Annotated in this window: 18 protein-coding genes and 6 tRNA genes; 16 read left to right on the forward strand and 8 right to left on the reverse strand. The window is 38.6% G+C overall.

The features are described from left to right. Positions 1-135 precede the first annotated feature (135 nt). Together chpA and SOI81_RS03155 are read left to right on the forward strand one after the other, a co-directional pair. The gene (gene chpA / locus SOI81_RS03150) at positions 136-4,644 is read left to right on the forward strand and encodes an Hpt domain-containing protein (protein ID WP_320541229.1); all 4,509 of its coding nucleotides are present in this window, start codon (positions 136-138) and stop codon (positions 4,642-4,644) included. Beyond that, positions 4,644-5,111, forward strand: coding sequence for a hypothetical protein (locus SOI81_RS03155; RefSeq protein WP_224992802.1), 468 nt, complete (start codon positions 4,644-4,646; stop codon positions 5,109-5,111). The genes chpA and SOI81_RS03155 overlap by 1 nt, the downstream gene beginning before the upstream one ends. A 32-nt stretch (positions 5,112-5,143) precedes the next feature. On the opposite strand, the gene dapE is transcribed toward SOI81_RS03155, so the two are convergent. The 3 genes from dapE to SOI81_RS03170 form a co-directional block, all read right to left on the reverse strand. Next, positions 5,144-6,280, reverse strand: coding sequence for a succinyl-diaminopimelate desuccinylase (dapE, locus tag SOI81_RS03160; RefSeq protein WP_016143134.1), 1,137 nt, complete (start codon positions 6,278-6,280; stop codon positions 5,144-5,146). Between the two features lie 126 nt (positions 6,281-6,406). Next, positions 6,407-6,550, reverse strand: coding sequence for an entericidin A/B family lipoprotein (locus SOI81_RS03165; RefSeq protein WP_003655297.1), 144 nt, complete (start codon positions 6,548-6,550; stop codon positions 6,407-6,409). 143 nt (positions 6,551-6,693) lie between these two features. Next, a complete protein-coding gene (locus SOI81_RS03170; protein WP_239975408.1) occupies positions 6,694-7,566 on the reverse strand; it encodes a DUF1853 family protein in 873 nt (290 codons plus the stop codon). 103 nt (positions 7,567-7,669) lie between these two features. On the opposite strand from SOI81_RS03170, the gene SOI81_RS03175 reads away from it, so the two are divergent. The 8 genes from SOI81_RS03175 (at position 7,670) to SOI81_RS03210 (ending at position 9,579) form a co-directional block, all read left to right on the forward strand. Further along, on the forward strand, positions 7,670-8,047 hold the full coding sequence (locus SOI81_RS03175; RefSeq protein WP_016143136.1) for a YbaN family protein: 378 nt from the start codon (positions 7,670-7,672) through the stop codon (positions 8,045-8,047). A gap of 101 nt (positions 8,048-8,148) precedes the next feature. Then, the gene (gene elsL / locus SOI81_RS03180; protein WP_239975407.1) at positions 8,149-8,652 is read left to right on the forward strand and encodes a cell wall-recycling L,D-carboxypeptidase ElsL; all 504 of its coding nucleotides are present in this window, start codon (positions 8,149-8,151) and stop codon (positions 8,650-8,652) included. Positions 8,653-8,858: 206 nt separating this feature from the next. Continuing rightward, positions 8,859-8,934, forward strand: a tRNA-Val gene (locus SOI81_RS03185). Positions 8,935-8,958: 24 nt separating this feature from the next. Beyond that, a tRNA-Asp gene (locus SOI81_RS03190) sits at positions 8,959-9,035 on the forward strand. Between the two features lie 48 nt (positions 9,036-9,083). Continuing rightward, a tRNA-Asp gene (locus SOI81_RS03195) sits at positions 9,084-9,160 on the forward strand. Between the two features lie 88 nt (positions 9,161-9,248). Further along, positions 9,249-9,324, forward strand: a tRNA-Val gene (locus SOI81_RS03200). A 36-nt stretch (positions 9,325-9,360) separates the two neighbouring features. Continuing rightward, positions 9,361-9,437, forward strand: a tRNA-Asp gene (locus SOI81_RS03205). A gap of 66 nt (positions 9,438-9,503) precedes the next feature. Next, positions 9,504-9,579, forward strand: a tRNA-Val gene (locus SOI81_RS03210). 375 nt (positions 9,580-9,954) lie between these two features. Here SOI81_RS03210 and sanA read toward each other — a convergent pair. The 4 genes from sanA to yccS all read right to left on the reverse strand — a co-directional run bounded on the left by sanA (position 9,955) and on the right by yccS (position 16,443). Further along, entirely contained in the window at positions 9,955-10,740 is a 786-nt protein-coding gene (gene sanA, locus SOI81_RS03215) for a YdcF family protein (RefSeq protein ID WP_239976720.1), read from the reverse strand. Between the two features lie 114 nt (positions 10,741-10,854). Further along, a complete protein-coding gene (gene cysJ, locus SOI81_RS03220; RefSeq protein ID WP_239976718.1) occupies positions 10,855-13,437 on the reverse strand; it encodes a PepSY domain-containing protein in 2,583 nt (860 codons plus the stop codon). A 155-nt stretch (positions 13,438-13,592) separates the two neighbouring features. Beyond that, entirely contained in the window at positions 13,593-14,168 is a 576-nt protein-coding gene (locus tag SOI81_RS03225) for an SdpI family protein (RefSeq protein ID WP_002116136.1), read from the reverse strand. 100 nt (positions 14,169-14,268) lie between these two features. Then, positions 14,269-16,443, reverse strand: a complete 2,175-nt coding sequence (gene yccS, locus SOI81_RS03230; protein ID WP_224992812.1) for a YccS family putative transporter — start codon at positions 16,441-16,443, stop codon at positions 14,269-14,271. Positions 16,444-16,570: 127 nt separating this feature from the next. On the opposite strand from yccS, the gene SOI81_RS03235 reads away from it, so the two are divergent. Continuing rightward, on the forward strand, positions 16,571-17,785 hold the full coding sequence (locus SOI81_RS03235; RefSeq protein ID WP_224992814.1) for a multidrug effflux MFS transporter: 1,215 nt from the start codon (positions 16,571-16,573) through the stop codon (positions 17,783-17,785). A 26-nt stretch (positions 17,786-17,811) separates the two neighbouring features. On the opposite strand, the gene SOI81_RS03240 is transcribed toward SOI81_RS03235, so the two are convergent. Continuing rightward, positions 17,812-18,519: a nitroreductase gene (locus tag SOI81_RS03240; protein ID WP_224992815.1), complete on the reverse strand. Its 708-nt coding sequence runs from the start codon at positions 18,517-18,519 to the stop codon at positions 17,812-17,814. Positions 18,520-19,030: 511 nt separating this feature from the next. Between SOI81_RS03240 and SOI81_RS03245 the strand changes: the two genes are divergently transcribed. The 5 genes from SOI81_RS03245 to tdcB all read left to right on the forward strand — a co-directional run bounded on the left by SOI81_RS03245 (position 19,031) and on the right by tdcB (position 23,717). Continuing rightward, positions 19,031-19,234, forward strand: coding sequence for a hypothetical protein (locus SOI81_RS03245; protein ID WP_239976716.1), 204 nt, complete (start codon positions 19,031-19,033; stop codon positions 19,232-19,234). Between the two features lie 184 nt (positions 19,235-19,418). Next, complete coding sequence (locus SOI81_RS03250) at positions 19,419-19,559, forward strand: hypothetical protein (RefSeq protein WP_080649560.1); 141 nt, start codon at positions 19,419-19,421, stop codon at positions 19,557-19,559. Between the two features lie 99 nt (positions 19,560-19,658). Continuing rightward, positions 19,659-21,134 (forward strand): alanine/glycine:cation symporter family protein, encoded by a 1,476-nt coding sequence (locus tag SOI81_RS03255; protein ID WP_224992819.1) that lies wholly within the window; start codon positions 19,659-19,661, stop codon positions 21,132-21,134. Between the two features lie 170 nt (positions 21,135-21,304). Next, on the forward strand, positions 21,305-22,279 hold the full coding sequence (locus tag SOI81_RS03260; RefSeq protein ID WP_239976714.1) for a patatin-like phospholipase family protein: 975 nt from the start codon (positions 21,305-21,307) through the stop codon (positions 22,277-22,279). Between the two features lie 202 nt (positions 22,280-22,481). Further along, the gene (gene tdcB / locus SOI81_RS03265) at positions 22,482-23,717 is read left to right on the forward strand and encodes a threonine ammonia-lyase (RefSeq protein WP_005064397.1); all 1,236 of its coding nucleotides are present in this window, start codon (positions 22,482-22,484) and stop codon (positions 23,715-23,717) included. Positions 23,718-23,788 lie beyond the last annotated feature (71 nt).

Consider the following 23,788-nt stretch of genomic DNA (forward strand, 5'->3'; position numbering starts at 1 on the left):
ATAGCTGTTCCTATAATCGCTATTCTTCTAAAAAGTATTACAACACCAGATAAATATTGGGGAAAACAGCTATTTTTCTGGTGTTGACTCTGTCGTTTTTCTCCATTTTGGAGACAAGCAAAAGAAGCCTTTGCTATGAAAGAAATATTAAAAACTTTAACTGAAGCAATGATGCTACCGGAAGATAGCTATTCTCAACAAGATGATGAATTCCTTGAAATCTTTGTCGAAGAAATTGAGGAAATTTTTATTGAATTACAATCTTTGATTGACGAATGGATGCAATCTGAAAATATTGCTACGCTTACCGAAATCCGCCGTTATTTTCATACATTGAAAGGTTCTGGCCGGATGATTGGTGCAAAATCATCTGCTGAGCTTGCCTGGACTGTAGAAGATACGCTGAATCGCGTAATCAATCAGAGTCTCGGATTAACTCCTAACATCCAACAATATGTTCAGTTGGTATTTAAGTTCTATTTCTTTAAGTTAGTAGATGACTTTAAATCTAAAAAAGATCATACCTTAGACTTTAGGCCCCTTATTTTATTAGGACAACAATTACAACAACAGCAAAGTATAGAACCCGCATTAGATGAACTTTTATTATTATCAGATACTCTTACTGCTGAAACTCAAACTGGTTTAGAAACGAATGACTTCGAACCACAGTCAACTAATGTTTTAACTATCGCCACTCCAGAGGTTGCTATAGAAACTGAACAGACTCTTGCTGAAACCTTAATTTTATTTATGGAAGAGGCAGAAGAGCACTTAGCGACGATTGATCAATTTTTAGAACAAGAAATACATCAGCATGAAAGTTATAATGCTTTAATACGTGCGCTACATACGTTACGTGGCAGTTCTGCTATGGCTCATGTAGAACCAATATTTGATGCCAGTACCAAAGTTGAGCATTTATTTAAAATACTATTACAAGAAGAGCTTTCTTCTCATTCAGAAGAAATTTCATTACTTCGTGATTACCGCGAGTTTATTCGAAATTGTTTAGATTCATTGGCTAGCCATTGTTCTACTGAGCAATTGGAATCTGATCTACAAAAATTTAATCAGATTTGGGATGCTTATATGGAGCAGCATGGTGAGCATTCAAGCCCGCTCATGCCTCCACATGGTTTAGTGTCTCAGCTATTGCAGTTAGATGTTTCAGAATTGCTTGATGCAGAGTTAGATTTTGAGAAGGGAATACGGACAGAGTTTCCTCATTATCTTGAACGCTTAAGTGAACAAGCAGATGTGTTGTTGCAACATACTCAGTCGCAGGCAATGGTTGGTTTATATGAATATACTAACCAGCTCAAAGACAGCTATAAGGTATTACTTGAACGACCTGATTTATTGCAATCGGATTATGTTTTTGAAATTTATCAAAAAGCACACCAACAATTAATTCAGTTATTTGATGCCTTAGCTGCGGGACAAAGAGTAAGTATTATTGAGCAACATCAAAATGTCTTGGAAGAGCTAAAACTATATACTCAACATATTCCGAGTCTTAATGTTGAACCATTAGAAACTCATCAGGAAATTATTGAATTAACCTTTAATACTGAAGTTGAACAAACAACGAATGAACCTCTAGTCTCAACAGAAAATGTATTCACTGATCAGATCTTAATGAGTCAAAGTGTACAACTAGATCGACAGTTCATTTCGACTGAACAGGTAAACCGTAATTTTGATCCAGATCTATTAGATATTTTTCTTGAAGAAGCTGATGAGTTGCTTGAAGGAATGGATACAGATCTTAATATTTGGGTTAATGATCAAGAAAACTTTGCAGCTCTTAATAACCTGATGCGTTATTTGCATACCTTAAAAGGTGGGGCAAATATGATTCAGGCAGGCTATATTGGTTTAATTGCACATGAGTTAGAAAGTATTTATGAGCGCTTAATTCAAAAACAGTTGATAGCTTCGTCTGCTCTCATTGATGTTATTCGACTAGTTCAAGATGACTTGGCTGACCGTCTTCAAATAGTACGTGAACAGCATCTAGATTATGCTGCTTCTCATACTATTCAAGCGCTTAAAAATGCAGGCCAAGTATTTGATTCTCGTATTAAAGAAGTGCAAGCAGAATCTGAAACCTATGTTATACCTGAAGTAAATTTTGCAGAATTACCACAAGAAACGATAAATAATACAGCGTTAAGCTTCAGTGAGTTAACTTCTGAGTCTGAGCAGATTGCTGAGTCTAATAATCGACTTGTTGGGCAAACCGAATTACAAGTTCTCGCTGACCAAGGCTATACAGAAAATCTTCAAGATCAGGATATTAGCTCTGTTGTTGAGCAGACATTCATGGAGGAAGCGGCTGAACTATTAGAAACGGCCGATCATCTATTAAAACAATGGTTCGAGCAGCGTACTAACCGTAGTATCTTGCTTCAGCTACAAAGGGCTGTGCATAGCTTGAAAGGCGGTTCCCGTATGCTGGGACTTGAAACCGTGCAAGCGATTGCTTATCAGCTTGAGAATGCTTTTGAACAATTTGCACTTCATCATTTCAGTTCAAATATTTATGACAATTTATTAGAGAGTGCAATTGTCTGGTTAAAAGAGGCTATTTTTAAACAAAATTATCAACACTTCGATGGTTTACAACAAAGTCTGGAAAATATTCAGTTCATTGAAACAGCAATTCAAATTCCTAGTAAATTAACTCGAACTGATCTATTCAGCACAGAACCTGTCATAAGTTTTGTGCAAGGTGACGGTACAGAGCCACCGGCAATGATGGGTGCGTGGGAACAAACACAACGTCTTGATCAAAATAATGAGATGATTCGAGTCTCGGCAGATTTAATTGAAAAAATGATTGATCTGTCTGGCGAAAATTCAATTAACCGTTCGCGAATTGAAATGGATTTAAGCCAATTTGGCCATACGCTTGCAGAAATGGAATTGGCTATTCAAAGACTTGCAGATCAGTTGCGTCGAATGGAAGGTGAATTAGAAACTCAAATTATTGCAAAACACGGTATTGAAAACTCTCGGTATACGGAATTTGATCCTTTAGAGATGGATCAATATTCTTCATTAAATCAGTTGTCAAAATCTCTTGCCGAATCTGCATCAGATTTAGTGGATTTTAAAAATACATTATCTGAAAAGATCAGAGACACCGAAGGTCTATTGATTCAACAATCACGTATTCAGGCTGAAATTCAAGAAGGTCTCATGCGAACACGCTTAGTACCATTTTCTCGGTTGCTGCCTCGTTTACAAAGAATTGTGAGACAGACTTCTACTGCGTTAAATCGACCAGCAGAGCTTTTCGTGAATAATACTGAAGGTGAGTTGGACCGGACAATGTTAGAGCGTTTGGTCACACCACTTGAGCACATGCTTAGAAATGCAATTGACCATGGTTTAGAAGACCGTGCGCAACGTGAACAAGCGCAAAAACCAGAAACTGGACGCATTGAGCTGAATATTCATCGTCAAGGTACAGATGTTGTCGTTACATTTAAGGACGATGGACAAGGTATTGATATCGAGAAGGTTCGTCAAAAGGCATTAATGTCTGGTTTGATTCACTCGGAACAAGTATTAGAACATCAAGATATTTTACAGCTGATTTTCCATCCTGGTTTAAGTACAGCCGATCAAGTCACTCAGATTTCAGGTCGTGGCGTAGGACTGGATGTCGTGCAAAGTGATATTAAGACCTTAGGTGGCCACGTGAGTGTCGACTCTGTCTATGGGCAGGGCACTGTCTTTACCATACGTGTTCCAACTACGGTAGCTGTTAGTGATGCCTTAATGGTTAAAGTTGCTGATCAGCAATTTGCAATCCCATTGGCTCAAATTGATCGAATTGTGCGGGTTTCACCAGCCTCATTAGAACAATATTTCGGAAGTGCACAAGAGTTCTTTGAATTTGAAAATAAGCGCTATCCATTACGTTATTTATCTGAATTTGTTGGTAATCAACCCATTCCGCGTTTAAGTGGAATGATGTATTCATTACCAGTATTAATGATTAAAGCAAATAATGGACAAACTGTTGCATTATTAGTCGACCAACTGATTGGCTCACGTGCGCAGATTGTAGTTAAACCAGTCGGACAGCAATTCTCTAGTATTGGGGCAATTGCGGGAGCAACTATTTTAGGTGATGGCCAAGTTTGTCTAATTTTAGATGGACAAAATATTGCTCGCCAGATCCAATCTACCCAACGGCATAAGTCGCTTAATGAAGCTATCTATAGACAACGTGAGTCTGATGAACGCCGTCTCATCATGATTGTAGATGACTCGGTAACTGTGCGTAAGGTCACGTCTCGATTACTTGAACGTCAGGGCTATGATGTAATCACCGCTAAAGATGGGGTCGATGCAATTGAGCAATTGGAAAATATTAAACCAGATCTGATGCTGCTTGATATTGAAATGCCACGAATGGATGGCTTTGAGGTTCTCAATCTTGTTCGTCATCATGATCTACATCAAGATATGCCAGTTATCATGATTACCTCAAGAACTGGCGAAAAACACCGTGAACGAGCATTTGCTTTAGGGGTTAATCAGTACATGGGTAAACCTTTCCAAGAAGAAGACTTACTTCATAATATTGATGCGTTATTCATGGCATTTGAAGGGGGACTTGCCTAATGAAAAGTAATATAAGTACATCCTTAATTAATGAAATGGACCAGCAAGAGCTCCAGCATTTAATTACTGTCTCAACTGGTTTTATTGATGCATATATTATCGAGTGTCATCAGCAAGTGCCGATGCTATTGCCACAAAATATAGTGTTATCTGCTATGGATGTTAAAAATGGCATAAAGCACATTGAATGGCATGATGTAAAACTCCCTGTTTATTCGGTTCACAATGAAATTGATTCGCGAGCAGTAGCACTAGTCATTGAAAGTGAAGATATTAGCCAACGTTTTGCATTGATGTGTAAATCAATGCCAGTTTCAGTCCGTTTGCGTATTTCTGAAGTCGTAGATGAGAATGAAGAGATACAAGAGTCTTTGCAGCATTCAACTGTATTTAAATATGTGCGTATGGACAATCAACGCTACCATGTGCCTAACCTGCACTATATTCAAAATTCTCTTCGTCTATAAAAAAGGAACTCATTTGAGTTCCTTTTAAATTTTTACTTAGCTAATAAATTTTCTAAAATTTGCTCATAAATATCAGTTAATGGATCAAGGTCATGCACGTCAACATGTTCATTAATTTGATGAATTGTTGCGTTAAGAACACCTAATTCCAATACCTGTGCGCCTGTTGGAGCAATAAAACGGCCATCAGAGGTACCACCGCTTGTTGAAAGTTCAGTTTCAGTACCTGTTACGTTCAAAATAGCTGTTTGTGCTGCATTAACGAGTTCACCGACTGGTGTTAGGAACGGTAAACCAGAAAGATTCCACACGATTTCATACTGTAAACCATGTTTATCTAAGATTTCGTGTACACGTTGTTTAAGTTGCTCTGCTGTCACTTCTGTTGAATAACGGAAGTTAAAAGTAACTTCTAATGTTCCAGGAATAACATTTGTTGCGCCAGTTCCTGCATGGATATTTGAAATCTGAAATGAGGTTGCAGGGAAATATTCATTTCCATTGTCCCAAACCGTTTCGCATAGTTCTGCCAAAGCTGGTGACGCTTCATGAATTGGATTACGCGCTAAATGTGGATAAGCTACATGTCCTTGCTTACCTTGAACCTTTAATACGGCATTAAGTGAGCCACGACGACCATTCTTAACAATATCACCCAGTTTATGAGTACTTGAAGGTTCCCCAACCAAACACCACGTCATTTTTTCATTACGTTTTTCAAGCGTCTCAATAACTTTAACCGTACCATTAACAGCAGGGCCTTCTTCATCAGAAGTAATTAAAAAGGCAATTGAACCTTTGTGATCAGGATGCTTTGCTACAAAACGTTCAGATGCGACGACCATCGCTGCAAGAGCTGTTTTCATATCGGCGGAACCACGACCATATAATTTGCCATCGCGGATTTCCGGTGCAAATGGATCTGAATTCCATGCTTCTAATTTACCTGTCGGTACTACATCAGTATGACCCGCAAAGCAGAATACGGGTTCTTCAGTTCCGCGGCGTGCCCAGAGATTATCAACTTCACCAAAACGCATTGGTTCAATATGGAAACCGATTTTAGCTAAACGGTCGGCCATGATGGTTTGGCAGGTGTGATCAATAGGAGTAACAGAAGGTTGTTGTAACAGTTCTAAGCTAAGCGAGAGAGTATCTGAATGGTTCATACCGAAAATTGCGTGCTGATCAGGTGAAATATAGTCCGATATAATAGGGGAATCTCTACGGGATGGGTATGTAAAAATAAAAAAACCTTATCGGGAAGATAAGGTTTTTTAAGTGATGACTCTAACTTACATTTTATCTTGTGTTTTTTCAGCAGTATTCGTTACAGCATCACCTGCTTTAGAAACATCTTTACCAAAACCTTTAAACGTATTACAGCCTGTTAAAACAACAGCAATCATTACAGAAGCAGCTAAAACTTTTTTCATCATTTTCTCCGTTTAAATTTAATAATGAAGTAAATTTAGATTAAAAAACAAACGGAAAAAGAAACATGACTGTTTAATAGTAAAAACGTTATTAAATGTTTCTAGAAGCTTAAAAAGTTATTGTTAATTCTTTTAATTTTTACCAATTAGTATGGGTTTGACTTAAAGTTTAAGTATGCAGGGCGTCTATACATATAAAACATGACCTCTTCACTACTTTTACAATATAAGCCATCTGTCCACCAATGCGCTGAAACCGAACTAGGTTGTTGATTTGGACACAACCATTCGTGCCTTTCTAATCGATAAAAGCAAGAGTGTGGAATGGTAGTACCCCAATATCCTAATCGACGCTTTAAATTTATCCAGTCTGGCAATGACTGTTGCAAATTTAACTGTAAAGGAAGATAGAGCTGTCCTTTTAGAACGGCAAAACGTTGTTCGATCTTAAAATCTAATGCTTCAGTGAACTGAAATTGTTTGTTAGTAAAATGATAAAGCTTTTTGCTCAGAGTATCCTGACGATTCAACCCAATCCATTGTTCTAAATATAAATCTGCTTCACCTAAATAGTATTTTAGCGCGACTTCCCAGTGTTCAACTTGTTGAGTTTCTTTATTTAAAATTAAGAAATCTAACTCCCCTAAAGTTATTGCTCCTTCAATTTTTTGAATACTATGGCCCAATAACTGATACGGATGATAACCATCTTCTTGCAGCCAGAACCAAAGTAAATTTTCAAAGCGTAAACCTAAGCGTGTACTTTTAAGTTGAGATAAAAACTGGATTAATGGTTCTGGGGACTGATCAAGTTCTTTTAAACGTGGTAAATAATTTTGAAAATGTCTTTCCCATACTTCGCTTGGATGCAATTTAAAGTCGTGTTGTATAGAAAAACTTCTTGGTAATTTGCAAAGTAAATTGGGGCTAGCGATACAAAAAGCTAACTGCCGCACTATAGGATGTTGAAATTGAAGCCATGGTTCGAAATAGGAAGTTTTAACTGAGGCAATATTCATATATTCAATACTCGAAGTAATTCATCCTAATTTCATAAGAGATCAACAAACAATATAAGAAAAACACTTTATACTAACGCTAACAGCAGGTTAAGGTTTATATATGCGAACATTGTTCTGGCGCTCTTTGGTCGTGATTTTTATCACGCTAGGCATTATTGGAGCAATTTTACCAGGTATGCCAACAACAGTGTTTTTGATTCTGGCTGCTTGGGCGGCTTCAAAAGGATGGCCACAAATGGATGCTTGGTTATTAAATCATCCTAAATATGGCCCAACATTACGTGATTGGCGAGCCAATGGTACAGTGCCACGTAAAGCTAAGTGGATTGCAAGCATAATGATGGCAATCAGTGGCCTCATAATGCTATTTACTTCAGCACCGCTTTGGGTCAAGGTTTTTACTGATACTACCATGTTCATCGTTGCAGTTTGGTTATGGCTACGGCCTGAGCCAAAAAGTGAAACTGCGCGTAGATAAAAGAAGATTGGGAACCTTTTATTTTTGGTGCAAGACAACCTCTTCCTATAAATTTTTACTTAAACTCAAAATATTTGAGTTGATATAAGAGAGTAAGTTCAATGTCTCAATTTAAGCTCGAAGATGCCGATGTCCTCATCGATTTGGCAAACCAAACCTTAACTTTGCCTAAACATAATAAGTTTTATGTCATCTCTACTGGAAAGAACGGAATTGGTGAGCAAGAAAACACGGGTAAAACTCCACGTGGATGGCATAGAGTTGCAAAAAAAATTGGTGCTGAATCTCCTCAAAATGCAGTTTTTATTGCGCGTAAGCCAACAGGGGAGGTTTATAACGCTGAACTAGCAGCACAATTCCCTGAGCGAGATTGGATACTGTCCCGCATTCTTTGGTTAGACGGCTTAGAAGAAGGCTTTAATAAAGGCGAAGACCACGACACCATGCAGCGTTACATCTATATTCATGGGACTCCAGACACTCAACCAATGGGTGTGCCAATGTCGCATGGCTGTGTCCGAATGCGTAATGAAGAAATCATTGAGTTATTTGATTTAGTGGTTGAAGATGCATTGGTTTATTTGTCTGAGCAATCTTTAACCTGAAAGCGAGTTTTATCTATTATTGATTAGCTATGCAAATGTCGAAAAAATTGAAATAAGTGTTTAAATAAAATACAAAAAATTGTTTTTTACTTAATAATGACTTATTTTTAATCATTCATTCGCATTTTTTTGAAAAGTTATCGAAAAGCGTTTGACACCTGTTAAAGATTCTCTATAATGCACCTCACAAACGATGAAGACGTTAAGGGCGCTTAGCTCAGTTGGTAGAGCGTCTGCCTTACAAGCAGAATGTCGGCGGTTCGATCCCGTCAGCGCCCACCAAGCCTTTACGTTAAGCTCTCAAGTGCAGCGGTAGTTCAGTTGGTTAGAATACCGGCCTGTCACGCCGGGGGTCGCGGGTTCGAGCCCCGTCCGCTGCGCCACTTAAGACTTAACATCGTTTTACCCCACAATTTCGATATTGTGAAAGTGCAGCGGTAGTTCAGTTGGTTAGAATACCGGCCTGTCACGCCGGGGGTCGCGGGTTCGAGCCCCGTCCGCTGCGCCACTTTTCAGTTCGGGTTGTGATTGGAAGATGATTTGAGATGTAAAAGTTTTAAATCAAAAAATTAATAAATTATTAATTTTTCTTCTTGGGGCGCTTAGCTCAGTTGGTAGAGCGTCTGCCTTACAAGCAGAATGTCGGCGGTTCGATCCCGTCAGCGCCCACCATATATGTGACCATACTTTATTTTAAAGTATTGTAGTGCAGCGGTAGTTCAGTTGGTTAGAATACCGGCCTGTCACGCCGGGGGTCGCGGGTTCGAGCCCCGTCCGCTGCGCCATTCTCTTGATTCCCTTGTCTAGAGAATGTAGAGTATAGAGATACATTCGTTATCTTTTCTCATTAAGGGCGCTTAGCTCAGTTGGTAGAGCGTCTGCCTTACAAGCAGAATGTCGGCGGTTCGATCCCGTCAGCGCCCACCATTATTTCTTTCAGAAAATTTAATTTCATAAATTAATTCTTTTATAAATATCTTATGCTTGCATGTAAATTTACTTACTATGTGACTAAGTATCGATTCAACTTTTCTATTTTAAAATTAAAGTCTTTATTTCATTGTTAAGTTATTCTTTTAATGATCGTTAGTTTTTAAGGTTTCACTTGGTATCTCCATATATACTCATACGTTTACGGGGGCTTTATTCTCATTAAATTACGCTATGAGTGATTAAAAATAAGAACCTAATCTGTAATTTATTAGCGTCAACGTATCTCAATTTTATATTTGCACTGATTACTCATTTCTCAAAATAAAAAACTGCTACTTTTGAATAGCAGTTTTTTTATTACATTATTTTTTAATATTCGTTTAGAAGCCATCCACTCGCGTATGCGAAGTATTCACGTAACCATGCATTGTAGCGAGTAGCCAATGGTGTCTCGGCAGCGACTCCATAAACTTGGGTATAGCCCTGTTTTTTTGCGATTGCTATTGCTCGAGGTATATGAAAATCACTTGTTACGATAGCGATTGGCTGGCCTAAGGTAATCTGATGTTGTTCTAATAAGGGTTTACTATTTTTTAAATTAAGCTCAGTACTAGTACTCTTATCTTCAAGGATCATTTGATCTTTTGCGATATGATACTTTTGTTCAAGATAACGAGACATAACCAATGCTTCGCTTTCTTTTTCTGAAAAATCAAGACCGCCTGTTAAAACAACCTGTGCTTGCTGCTGTCTTAGGGCTAAAGGGGCGGCTGTATCTAAACGTTTTGCAAGAATTGTAGATGGTTTACCATTTTCGACACCACTTCCTAAGACAATAATTGCTTTTACTAGAGGTATATTATCTGAACTATCTTTATTTTCTTTAATAAAGCTAAAGAAATAGCCTAAGCCAATCAACCATATCCAGAAGCATAACCATCCAAAACGCCAAAGTGTGTGTAAGCGATAGTGATAAAAGAAAAAACGTTCTAAGTGATAATAAAATAAAGAATAGAGGCAGAAAAAAGCACCTAAAATTAAAGGAATAATTGTGCCTACATTAATTTTATTAAGACAAATTAGAACTAATCCATCTAGAAATAAAATCGAACCAATGATTGCTAGGAAAATACGGATCCACTTACTGACTTGCATTGTGCTTAGAGTTGCAATTTAAATTGCAGACAGTGTATGCAAAATCAATCTGAATGCAATAAAAAACCGAGTAAAGCATTTAAGCTATTACTCGGTTTTTGTTTTTATTGACCTTTAATACACATCACGACGGTAACGGCCTTGTTGTCTTAACTCATCTACCTGTTCTTCACCTAGAATTTCAATAAGGGCTTGATCGACTCCACTTGCCATACCTTCAATACTACCGCATACATAAAGAACAGCACCGCGTTCTACCCAGCTTACTAATTCTGCTGCATTCTGACGAATTACATCTTGAACATACACGCGTTGTTCTTGGTCTCTCGAAAATGCTAAATCAAGGCGTTTTAACATTCCTGTGGTTTGCCATGCTTCAATAGTTGATGCATAGAAGAAATCACATGCTCTTTGACGTTCACCGAAAATTAACCAATTTTCAGTGTAATCATGACGCGTACGGGTGTGTAATAGGCTCATTAAGCCAGCAATACCTGTGCCGTTACCAATACAAATAATAGGGCGGTTGTCATCAATTAGATGGAATGATTCATTGGTACGAATACGTAAAGCAATTTCATTATTAACTTGCGTATGTTGAGTGAGCCAACCCGAACCTAAACCTAAATTACCAGACACATCATATTGTTGACGAACAACTAAACGAAGGACTTGTTGAGAAGGAATACTCGCAATCGAATACTCTCGTGTTGGTAAGTTAGGAAGCTGTTCTAATAAATGGTCCAGATTAGCAAACGGTTCAATTTCTCCCGTTAAGTCTTTGTTCCAAAGTGCTTTTTCAATTGAAATCTGTAATGAATCAACTTTTGAATTTTTAAGAATATGGTGGTGCTGCAAAAACTCATTAATACGTTCAGCGCTATTGCCCGGTTGTATTTCTGCAATATCACCCGCTTGCCAAATAGCCTCATGACTTGCTTTAAGTTCAATATTATAAGCAAGTTGACCTAAGCTATTTGGATTGAGTAAGTCACGTTGCTGCAATGTCCATGTATCAAAGACTTTTTCTAAATTTACAGCATGCAAATCTAATTTAGTTGCTTTCGCGAGAGATTGATTCCAGTTTTGGATATCCGATAGGTTTGCATTATCAACTTCAATTGTATTGAAGAGGGCATGAGCACCATTCGCTTTGAGCCAAGCGTCCACCGCATGACCAAAACTACAATAAGTGTCTGGATATTCTTTAGAACCTAGAGCTAAAACAGCATAGTTGATGTGCTTAAGATCTAAATTCGATTTTAAAAGTTTCTTAGCAAAGCTTGTGGCGAGATCAGGAGCATCGCCAGTACCATAAGTACTGATTACAAATAGAACTTGCTCATGCTGCTCTAAATCAGCTTGTGTTAGCTGCTGTACAGGTTTTACCTGAACAGGTTGATGAGCCTCTTGTAAACTTGTTGCCGTACTCCAAGCGAGTTGTTCGGCTACACCAGTCTGAGTTGCATAGGTAATAAGCCAAGATTTTGCATTTGGATCAATGTATTGGCCTGCTAAAGACTGGCGAGCCGCCTGTGTTAATTTTTTCTGTTTACGGCGTTTAAGATAAAGCATCCATCCTGTAACCAAGAACAAAGGCATTGCTAGAGAAGCAAGCATTGCAACAAATTGATAAATTGGTCCAAAGAAGCTACCGCGGTGTACAGGTAACATACTGCTCATAATCTTCTGATTAAGCTTTTTATCTTCGTAAAGCTCCATCTTTTCGATGTTGCCAGTTTGATAATTATAGGTGGCTTGGTTACGTGCACGTTCATGTTGTGGGGTAGCATCAACAAAGCTTAACTCAATTTTTCCATCATCTTTTTTCGGTAAGTTCAATGTTAGTGTCGAATAATTACGTCCGACCTGACTATTGAAACCGCTCCACGTTTGATTGAGTGCTGTAATAAGCTGAGTATTATCTAATTGTGGTTGTGATTTTTTATCATTATTACGGCCAGTTTGTTTGCCTTGTTGCATTCCACGATTTTGAGGAGTAGCGCCATGACCTTGTGACTTAGGTTGTTCAACGCCCATCACTTTGAACATGCCACTACGCCACCAATCATAAGACCAATATAGACCTGTACATGCGAAAAGAAGATAAAAAACAATAACCCATGTACCGACAACAGCATGTAGATCCCAAATGAAATTTCGGCCTTTAAGTTTCGGTTTTACCGCAAGCCATTGACGAGCAGAATGCTTTTTGGGCCAACGCAAATATAATCCACTGAGTACAAAGTAAATTAACATGAGTGCACAAGCACCAGTAATTTGTTTACCAACTTCACCAGCGGTTAAATTACGATGAATTTGTTGTATGAGTAATAATAACTTTCGGCCTTTAACATCTGGAAGAACTTCAGCGTTATAAGGGTTCACCATCATATTGTAGCCACGGCGTTCACCTTCTTTTTCAATATTTACAATAGAAGAAGAGGTGGGGTCCTTGGCAATTGTAATGCTATTAATTTTGATTTCAGGCTGAGTTGTATTGAAATGCTGATAAAGCTGAGCAGGAGTTAGTTTTGGACTATTTTCAGCTTGAACAACATAACTATCAGAATTCACCCATTTTAAAATTTGTTGGTCATAAGAATAAATTGCCCCTGTAACACCCATAATGGATAAGATGAGGCCAGCAGTAATACCCAGAAACCAATGAATTTGAAATAAAATTTTTTTAAACATGGTCGAAAATGTAAATATGATGGAGATCTTGTAACGAAGTATAGCCGAAGATTGGGGAGATAATATGGATTTTGGAGATAATATTAATTTTCATTATCATTTATTTTTAGCTTATTAAAAAACCTCCCTGAGGAGGCTTTTTATGGAATAGAGAATTACAAGGTTTTTGGCTCGCCAACAGATTCTTTTAAGTGCGTGCGAATGGTGTTGAACGAGAAGTTCTTAGAATCCATGCGCTTAGGTAGAATATAAGCACCTTGTTGTTCTTGACCTTTTGGATCTTTTACTTTGAAATTGACCAAAATAAAATCAGGTGTATTGTACCATTCGTAGATATTTTTCCATCCAATAGTACCAACGCCTTCTTGTAGACCCATTTGTTGACGCATCACAATACCGTGAGGCTGCACACCTAAACGAATCCCTTTGATTTCCTGTACCGGAAATTCATTCATTTTGCGTTTAACGTACCATTCTAATCCGTATTTACGACCTAGGTAATAAAGTACTACAGCGACAATAGCAACCCAGCAAAAAACAGTAGAGTAGTTCTTAATAAAAATAAGACCTAATATAGCTAGGGCTAAAACGACACCCATAATTGCCCAAATTTTTGTGCTGATTTTATTGGTGCTGCGCCAGATAAGAAGCTGTGCATTACGTTGTTCAGCTTCTGACACGTCATATGGAACAGGCTGAAGCGTATAAGCGTATAAAGTTTTCGCGGTCATAGTGCAAATAACAAATTGTAAACTGTTTTAAGTTTAGCATTAATTGGCATAAGTCAGGAAAGGATATTATGCCAATTTCATACTAATTTCCGACTCAAATTTATAACGATGCGAGCTCACTAGCATCATTATCAAGATCATGACTTAGCCGTTGTTTTAACATACTAAATCGGTTCAATACTCCAAGCATGAGCGAGAGCTGCTGTAAAATAATGAGTGATTTTTGGTCTTCCTCATTATTTTGACTTAAACGTTGGCGTATCGTTTGGAGCATATTTTGTGCTGTCAGATCAGGCATCTCATCTCTTAATAAAGCACCTTCAATGTCATCTAGTGCTTGGTCTAAAAGTTTAAGAACAGCTTGATCTTGTATGTTTTCTCGATGTGCCCCAAGTGCTGCGATATAACTTAAAAATGTATGGTTTAAACATAAAAATTCAAAGATATCGGATTTACGGGTAGGGTCAAAGTCTGGCTCGGTCGCTAAAGTTGAAATAAGCGAAGCAACCTCGGCATCAGTATTATGAGCAGCACGTCTTACAATACGGTAATTCAGCGCATGATTACGGCCTTCATGATATTGTTTAACGACTTCAGCTAAATATTTACATTGAGCTTGTAATGAACGTCTGATGTTACGAGGTAAACGTCGGAATTTCCAGTCAGGCCAAATAAATGTCACGCCAAACCAAGCTAGCGCACATCCGATTAAAGTATCTACAAATCGAGGAATGGCAGCAGCCATCGCTGAACCGTCTAGATTAAAGTTAATTAATGCAAGAATAGTGATAAAGGCTGTTGCCTGCGCATATTGCTTACTACGTAACTCAAAAAATAGGACTCCACTTAATATCAACATGAATAGTTGTCCTTCGGTCGAAGGAATTAAGAAGATAATTGCAAGTCCAACAACAATACCAATTAAAGTTCCAACAATTCGTAAGCGTAAGCGACGTTTGGTTGCGTTGAAGTTGGGTTGGCTTACAAACAGAGCTGTAAGCATAATCCAATAGCCATACTCAATACGGGTCATTTGGATAAAGACATAACCAATGAAAAGTACAATCGAAACACGAATTGCATGGCGGAAGAGTACAGATTCGGGAGTTAAATTCTGTTTTATTCGGATGATAATATCATTCCATCCTTGTAAATCATCATCTTTCAGCTGATTTTCGGCTTGTTTTACTTTATCAGATTGAATGTGTTGTTCAGTCTCCAAGTTGAGCAACTGAGAATCGATAGACTTTAAATTTTGATATAAGGCGAAAAGAGCATTTACCCACAAAAGGTCATAATGCTGATCACGTCTTAGCTTCTCTAAAGACAATCTTAGATTCTCAAAACTCTGTTTGAAGCGTTTGTTATGATTGTAAGGTTTACGTTGTAAAATACATTCATTTAGCTCTTGGCAAGCTTTACCTTGAACTGCCAAAATTCGTTGAAATCTAAATAAAATATCGCTGTGCTGAAAAATTTTGGCTAGTTTTTGATAGTCGATATGGGCTGAGTCAGCACGCTCATGAATATCTTGAGCAACAAAATAATAATGTAGGCTTCGGCGTGTATCTTTTTGTCCACGGTCACCTTTTAAACGAGTCAATAACGCTGTTTTTAAATCATTAAAAATCGTAATTAATTTACCATTTTCTAATGACAGCTCAATCATACTTTGCTGATAGCTGGCAGGCGTCATATCAACATCAAACAAATTTGACTTTGCGAATAAAAAGTCGCCTAGAGATGCATAAGACGCTGCGAGTTTGTCTTGCAGTTGGCGAACCGGAAACAATAAAAAGCTAATAGTGGCAATCAGGCCATACCATGCAGCACCTGCGACTAAAAGGGCCGGTTGAATATACCAATGATCAAAAAGGTGAACACCCAACATGGTATAGACCGAAACAACCAAACAGCCATAAGAAATAGTGGCATAACGACGTCCCAGCGAACCTAATAAAATCCAGCCAATACATGAAGCAATCAACCCTAAGGCAAAAGCCATTGGGTAGGGGAAAAGTAGTTGTACGGATGCTGCGGTAACGAAGAAACCAATATAAGTATAAATCAGGTTCATGATTCGCACGGAAAAGCGATCATCAATATCACTTAAACCTGCTGCGACCACACCTAAAGTAAGGGGAATGGTTGCTAATTGATAGCCCAAAAAATAAGGCACGAAAGCAGTTCCTGAAAAGGCTATCAGCATTCGCACGTTATACATAAATGTTGTGTTATAAGTCGCTCTTTTTAGGCGTTTTAACCAAGATTTCAAAGGAAGTCCTTGCTGATCAACCTGGGTGATAAAGGATTTGCGTATTTCTACACCAATGTTGCACAAATCATACGATAGACAGTGTAAGCTTGTCTGTATGCAAATGATTGAAAAATGAAATATCGTTATGTCTGAACAAACAGCCCAGCGTCAATACTCTATTGGCTGGATTATGTTGCTCGCTTTGCTCACGGCGTTAGGGCCGTTATCCATTGATATGTACTTACCTGCATTGCCACAAATGGCTCATGATTTTGGGGTAAGTACACAAATGGTGGCAAATACACTACCAGCTTATTTTTTTGGTTTAGCCATTGGACAACTGGTTTATGGTCCTCTAAGTGATCGTATTGGTAGAAAAAAACCACTTTACTTTGGCCTCGCACTTTATGCAGTCGCAAGCTTATTTTGTGTAATGGCTACTAGTGAATGGAGCTTGATTGCCGCTCGTATTTTGCAAGCATTAGGCGGTTGTGTGGGCGTAGTCATGGCTCGTGCGGCAATACGCGATAAACTGGATGTTCAAGGCTCGGCCCAAGCTTTCTCAAGCATGATGATTGTCATGGGACTTGCACCAATTTTGGCCCCAATGATCGGCGCATGGATTTTAATTTGGTTTCCTTGGCAGGCTATCTTTATCGCGCTTTCAATTGTGGGTGCAATCTGTTGGTTATGCGTACATTTCTTTTTTAAAGAAACATTGGCAAATGATAAAAGGCTTAAGCTATCGCTCTATCAAGTGGTGACCTTATATGGAGCTATTTTTAAAGATGCAAGTTTCCGCCTACCTATGTTTGCAGGGTGTTTAACAGGTGCAGCACTATTTTGTTATATCAGCTCAGCGCCTGCGGTTTTTATGGATCAGTACGGACTTAATCAGCAAGAGTTTGCTTACGTATTTGGACTAAATGCTTTTGGCATTATGTTAATGTCATCTTTAAATAAGCACCTAACAACACGTGTTGAGATCACTAAACGGTTAAAAGCAGGTTCATTTGTACAAGTGACTGGAGCCATCATTGTCTTTATTGCTGGTTTAGTTTCTGCGGCACCTTTATGGTTAGTTATGTTAGGGTTATTTTTAGCTATTTCAGGCATTGGTTTAACAGGACCAAATGCGATGGCGCTGGCAATGTCCAAACAAGGTGCTCGTGCAGGGACAGCAAGTGCAATTATGGGAAGTATGCAATTCGCTTGTGGCCTTTTAGGTGGTGTGCTTCTTAACTTTTTGATTTGGTCTGCATCACTCAATATGGGCGTAATGATGGTGTTATTTACACTGAGCGGTTTTATTGTCGTATTGAAAGCGACAAAACAGGTAAAAACCAAGCCATTCTCATAAATTTTTAGAGAATGGCCACTTATATATTATTCGTCTAGAAAAACTGCGAAATTTTCAACAGGCTCTCGAGGTGTAATAAAGGTATTTACAATATGCTGAGGGTCAGCATGACCTAACGCAATTGCACATACGAGCTCTTCTTCATCTGATGCACCCAAGATATCTAAAACAACAGGATGAAAATGGTTCCAAGCTGCTTGAGGGCATGTATCTAAACCACGTGCCTTAGCAGCGACCATCACGTTCTGGATCATCATTGCGATATCCATTTTAGACCCGATTCCCATGGTTTTATTTACGGTAAAGAAAAGACCGACTGGTGCATCAAACAGTTTAAAATTACGTAACTGCTGTTCAGCCATTTTTTCTTTTTCACCCTTTTGGATTTTGAGTAAACCATAAAGTCCCCAACCATTCTCGCGGCGGCGATCAATAAAAGGGGATATCCATTTTTCAGGATAATAGGCAAAAGTTTCTTTATATTGTTCTGCAAGTTGCGGGTTTTTTGAAACTTCAATTTGTGCAGCACAGACACGCTCAACAATTTCATCACGTTTTTTGCCTGTTACCACATAGACTTTCCACGGTTGAGTATTGGTTCCAGAAGGTGCTCGACTTGCGACTTTTAATATATCTTTAATCACTTCTGGTTCAATGGGAGTATTTAAAAATGCGCGGACAGAATGTCGAGAAGTGATAGCCTCATCAACGAGACGAACTTGTTCCAAATTCATGAGTACTCCTAGATCTTTTCTTAAATACTTCATGCTTTTTTGAAGCCTAATCTAATGCTTTGAAAGTACTTCATTTATAAGAAAAAAGTATTAGAAAGAGATATCCTTACAGATGTGATAATTTAATTGGTTTGGACATAATGTCTGGTTAATTATAATGCGAAAATGCCACTTTAGATTTAAATTAGACAAAAAAGCATCGCCTTATTGGCTATAAAAAGTAAATGCACAACACCAACTGGATTAAAAAATATTCAATTGAAAAAAAGGTATAATATGTTTAAAAACAGAGCGGAATGGATTTTTTTGAATAAAAAACAACCAGAAATTACATAAAATTTTAATGAAAAACATACACAAAATTTTAAATTTCTGCATAATACCGACTTTTTTACGCAGGTATGATTTCTCCATACTCAGGTTAGGAAAGAAATGGCTGCATACGAAATCCCTTTACAAAAAGGATTTTGGTGTAGAAATGGAGAAATACACGAGGAATAAGGAGCTTTAAATGAGTCTACCACTCATCAACAAGCAGTTCATGAAACAAGGATTGGCGATTACCATTGCAACCATGAAAATGAACATGACTCACGCAACTACTGGGCTACAAGAAAAACAACAGCTTAGTACAGATCTAAACGCACTCTTCTTCAATCAAAGGGAAAGGGGCGCAGATAGTCACATTATGGCGATGGCTTGTTACAGTCTTTGAAATTTATATCCAGTTTAGACATTCGCTCTCAAGTATATGTAAATATGCTTATTGGCTTAAATCCAGATTTTGTATAACTCGATTAATTGATGGGAATCATTAGGCGAGATTATTTAGCGGTGGTCATTTGTTAGTTTCCAAGTTTGTAGCTGAGTCGATCCATACTACTTTCCCGAAAAGGGAAATGTTCAGTAGTGCGATGATATTATTTTTTTTGAAGGTCGCTTTCTCTCATGCAACTTTCAAAGGCTTAGTGTTGGGCATGATGTTGCTTAAACTTGTGACGATAATTGCTATTCAATTGACATTAAAAGTTTTTTCTTAAATGTACTGAAGGAGTCCCAATTTTTAGGGGCTTTTTTGTTTATTGCAGTATTTTGGCTTGTGCTAATAGCACATTAGCAAGAACGTAAGCGGACCGAGTATGAATGAACAACTCAATGCCACACTGATGTCGTGGGTACAATTTTTTAATGATCCTTTATGGGATTTTCTGGTTATTTTCTTGCTGGCTGTCGGTATTTTTTATACGGTCTTAACAGGGGCAGTGCAAATTCGCATGTTCTTGCAAAGTATTCGTGTTATGAAAAGCAGTCGTACAGAAGGCGCAGATGAGCATGGACTTACGCCTTTCCAGGCGTTTGTAACTGGCCTTGCGAGCCGTGTTGGGGTAGGTAACATTGCCGGTGTGGCAATCGCGATTGCAATTGGTGGTCCTGGTGCGGTGTTCTGGATGTGGGTAACTGCTGTACTCGGTATGAGTTCTGCTTTTATTGAGTCTACACTTGCTCAGCTCTTTAAAGTTAGAGATAGCAAGACTAAGCAATTTCGCGGTGGACCAGCTTACTATATTACTCAAGGTTTACGCAGTAAAACCTTTGGTGTGGTTTTCGCACTAGCACTCATCTTTACTTATGGTTTCGTATTCAACTCGGTACAAATTAATGCGATTGCTAATGCTTCTTCACATGCTTGGGGTTGGGACAAAGCCAATCTTATTGCACATTTAGGTAGCGTTGACTTTGAAATCTCTTGGGTTGGTCTTGCTCTTGTAGTTATGGTTGCATTGGCAATTTTTGGTGGTATTAAACGTATCGCTAAATTTGCAGAGATGTTTGTACCTTTAAAAGCAGGTCTTTACCTAGCCGTTGCTCTCTATATCGCATTAAGCAACTATGCAATTTTGCCTGATATTTTAAAGCTGATTGTTACTGAAGCTTTCCATTTCAATGCTGCAGCCGGTGGTTTCTTTGGTGCTGCTGTGTCAATGGCAATGATGCAAGGGATTAAGCGTGGCTTATTCTCTAACGAAGCAGGTATGGGTTCAGCACCAAACGCAGCAGCTGCGTCTGATGTAAAGCATCCTGTAAACCAAGGTTTGGTTCAAATGCTTGGTGTATTCGTAGATACGTTCATTGTGTGTACAAGTACCGCAATCATCATTTTAGTTTCTGGCGTTTATCAAGATGCAGGTTTTGTTGGTGTTGAATTAACTCAACGTGCATTAGAAACTCAAGTTGGACACTGGGGTTCAGACTTCCTTGCTGTTCTATTATTCTTGTTCTGTTATTCAGCTGTACTAGGTAACTATGCCTATGCTGAAAGTAACGTACAGTTTATTAATAACAACCCGAAAGTCATGTTCATCTTCCGTATTTTCGTATTGGTGATGGTGTACTTCGGTGCAATCGGTAGTGTTCCACTTGTTTGGTCAATGGCTGATTTGTTTATGGGTATCATGGCAACCATTAACTTGATTGCAATTTTACTATTAACGCCAATGGCACGTACTTTGTTAAAAGATTACCGCGAGCAATTGAAACGAGGCATTAAAGAGCCAGAGTTTAAAATTGATAAATATCCAGAATTGAAGAAAAAAGTCGATTCAGATATCTGGTAAGTTTCAAAAGGCCTCTTATACATAAGAGGCTTTTTTTATATAGAGGGTAAATAAAATACTTGAGTCTAAATTTTAAACATGACAAATTAAATAAATTCACTACAGCTTTTCACGAAAGTAGTCACTAAAATTGCAATCCGAACTTAAACCTCATAGTGCGAAGATGGGCCATGAAACAGCTTAAATTGTGGGTTCTCGGACTCTCTTTGGTGTTGGCGGGATGCCAGACCACCACACACTTGTCTGCTGCTTTAAAACCACAAACGACAGAAGCTTATGCTCGTTCTGTCGATCAGCCATTTGCACGAATTAAAAAAATGCAAAAACGCCCTGTTGTCGCGCTTGTATTGGGGAGCGGTGGAGCACGTGGTTACGCTCATATCGGAGTTATTGAAGTTTTAGAACAACACGGTATTCGACCAGATTTTATTGTAGGTACCAGTGCGGGAAGTATCGTTGGAGCAATTTATGCAAGTGGTAAAACACCTGCTGAACTGCGTGATACTGCTTTAAAAATGAAAGCTGGTGATGTCCGTGACATTAGTATTGGTCTAAAAGGTTTTTTTGATGGTAAAAAAGTAGAGAACTACGTTAACGAGCAGGTAAACAATATGCCACTCGAAAAAATGAAAATCCCTATGTATGTGGTTGCAACCGAATTAAAGCATGGTACCAAAACCGTATTTAACTATGGCAATACTGGGCAAGCCGTAAGAGCCTCTGCTTCTATTCCGAGTATGTTTGTGCCGACTAAAATTGGTAAATCTGAATATGTCGATGGTGGGTTGGTGAGTCCTGTGCCGGTTGAAGTCGCACGAGATTTAGGTGCGGATGTTATTATTGCCGTTGATATTCTAGCTCAACCCATTTACACAGAAACATCGAATGTCTGGGGGCTATTTAACCAGAATATTAATATTATGCAAGGACGTCTGGCGGCGGAAGAGTTGCAATATGCGGACGTAGTTATTCAGCCAGATTTAAGAGAAAAAGCGCATATTTTTGATGTCAAAGGCCGTGAAGCCACGATGAAATCTGGTATAGACGCAGCCAATGCCAAGCTTTCCGATATTCAGTTTGCTATTGATGAAAAAATAGCTGAACAAAATATGTCTACGGAAGGACTGAGTGCCCAAACCCAATAAATAAACGTTAATATTCTGAAAATTAAATAAAAGCCTAAAAAGGGCTTTTTTTATGGAAGTTTAAAACTTCAATTTTTGGAATAAAATTTTTTGTATATTAGAGACATGTTGGATATGCTGAAAATTCTAATGGCCGATATCAAATATTGTTGCCATTTTTAAAAAATAATTGATTTGTAGTGTATTGAGGCTGACTGGATAAATGATACAGCAACAGGTTAAAAATGGGTTTCCAACATTAGATGATGTTCATGCTGCCGCAGAGCGTTTGGAAGGTTTAGTTGTAAAAACTCCCTTTGTTTTCTCAGAAACCATTTCTAAAACCTTAGGGGCTGAGATGTGGCTGAAATTTGAAAACTTACAATTTACAGCCTCGTTTAAAGAGCGGGGTGCTCTCAACAAACTATTATGTTTATCTGAGCAAGAAAAGCAGCATGGTGTCATTGCTGCTTCCGCAGGTAACCATGCACAAGGTGTTGCATATCATGCTCAGCGTACAGGGGTGACGGCAACTATTGTAATGCCGAAATCTACGCCTAATGTAAAAGTACAGCGAGTGCGTGAATATGGGGCACGAGTTATTTTGCATGGCCAAGATTTTTCAGAGGCAGCGGCTGAAATGCATCGTGTTGCACAAGAAGAATCTTTAACAATTATCCACCCATTTGATGATGCTGAAATTATTGCTGGTCAAGGAACCATTGCGCTTGAAATGCTTGCCGCTGTACCTGATCTGGACATTTTAGTTGTGCCAATTGGTGGCGGTGGCTTAATTTCTGGTATTGCAATTGCTGCTAAAGCGATCAACCCGAAAATTAAAATTATTGGGGTGCAATCAGTCGTATACCCAAGTATGGCAAAATTACTGTGCAATTATCAGCATGCAGTTTCAATGGGTTCGACCGTTGCTGAAGGTATTGCGGTAAAAACGCCGGGTGAGCTTACGACTCAAGTTGCTAAAGAATATGTTGATGACATTGTCGTTGTCACTGAAGATATGATTGAAGAAGCGATTGCGCTATTACTCAATATTGAAAAAACCGTGTGTGAAGGGGCAGGCGCGACAGGTATTGCTGCCATTATGTCTCGCCCCGATCTGTTTTTAGGTCATAAATTGGGCGTGGTGTTGTCTGGTGGCAATATTGATACACGCGTTATGGTCTCTGTATTACAACGTCATTTAACTCGTACAGGGCGTATGGTTCGCATACGTGTTGAATTACCAGATAATCCGGGTGCATTAGCGCGTCTAACGGCCATTATTGCTGAGCAGGGCGGTAATATTTATGAACTGCGTCATGAACGTTTTGCGGCAACAAGTCGCGCCAAAGAAAGCGCTGTGAGCGTCGATGTCGAATTAAAAAGTGCCTCTGACCTAGATTTGCTCATTCAAGCAATGCAATTGGAAGGCTATATTGTTCGTAAAGAAGAGATTTAATCTCTGATATCACTATGTTATAAAAGCTGTATATGGCTCTATCGAGAGTCATGTACAAGGTAATTTAAATG

The organism is Acinetobacter pittii (assembly GCF_034067285.1).
GTDB classification, from domain to species: Bacteria; Pseudomonadota; Gammaproteobacteria; order Pseudomonadales; family Moraxellaceae; genus Acinetobacter; species Acinetobacter pittii_E.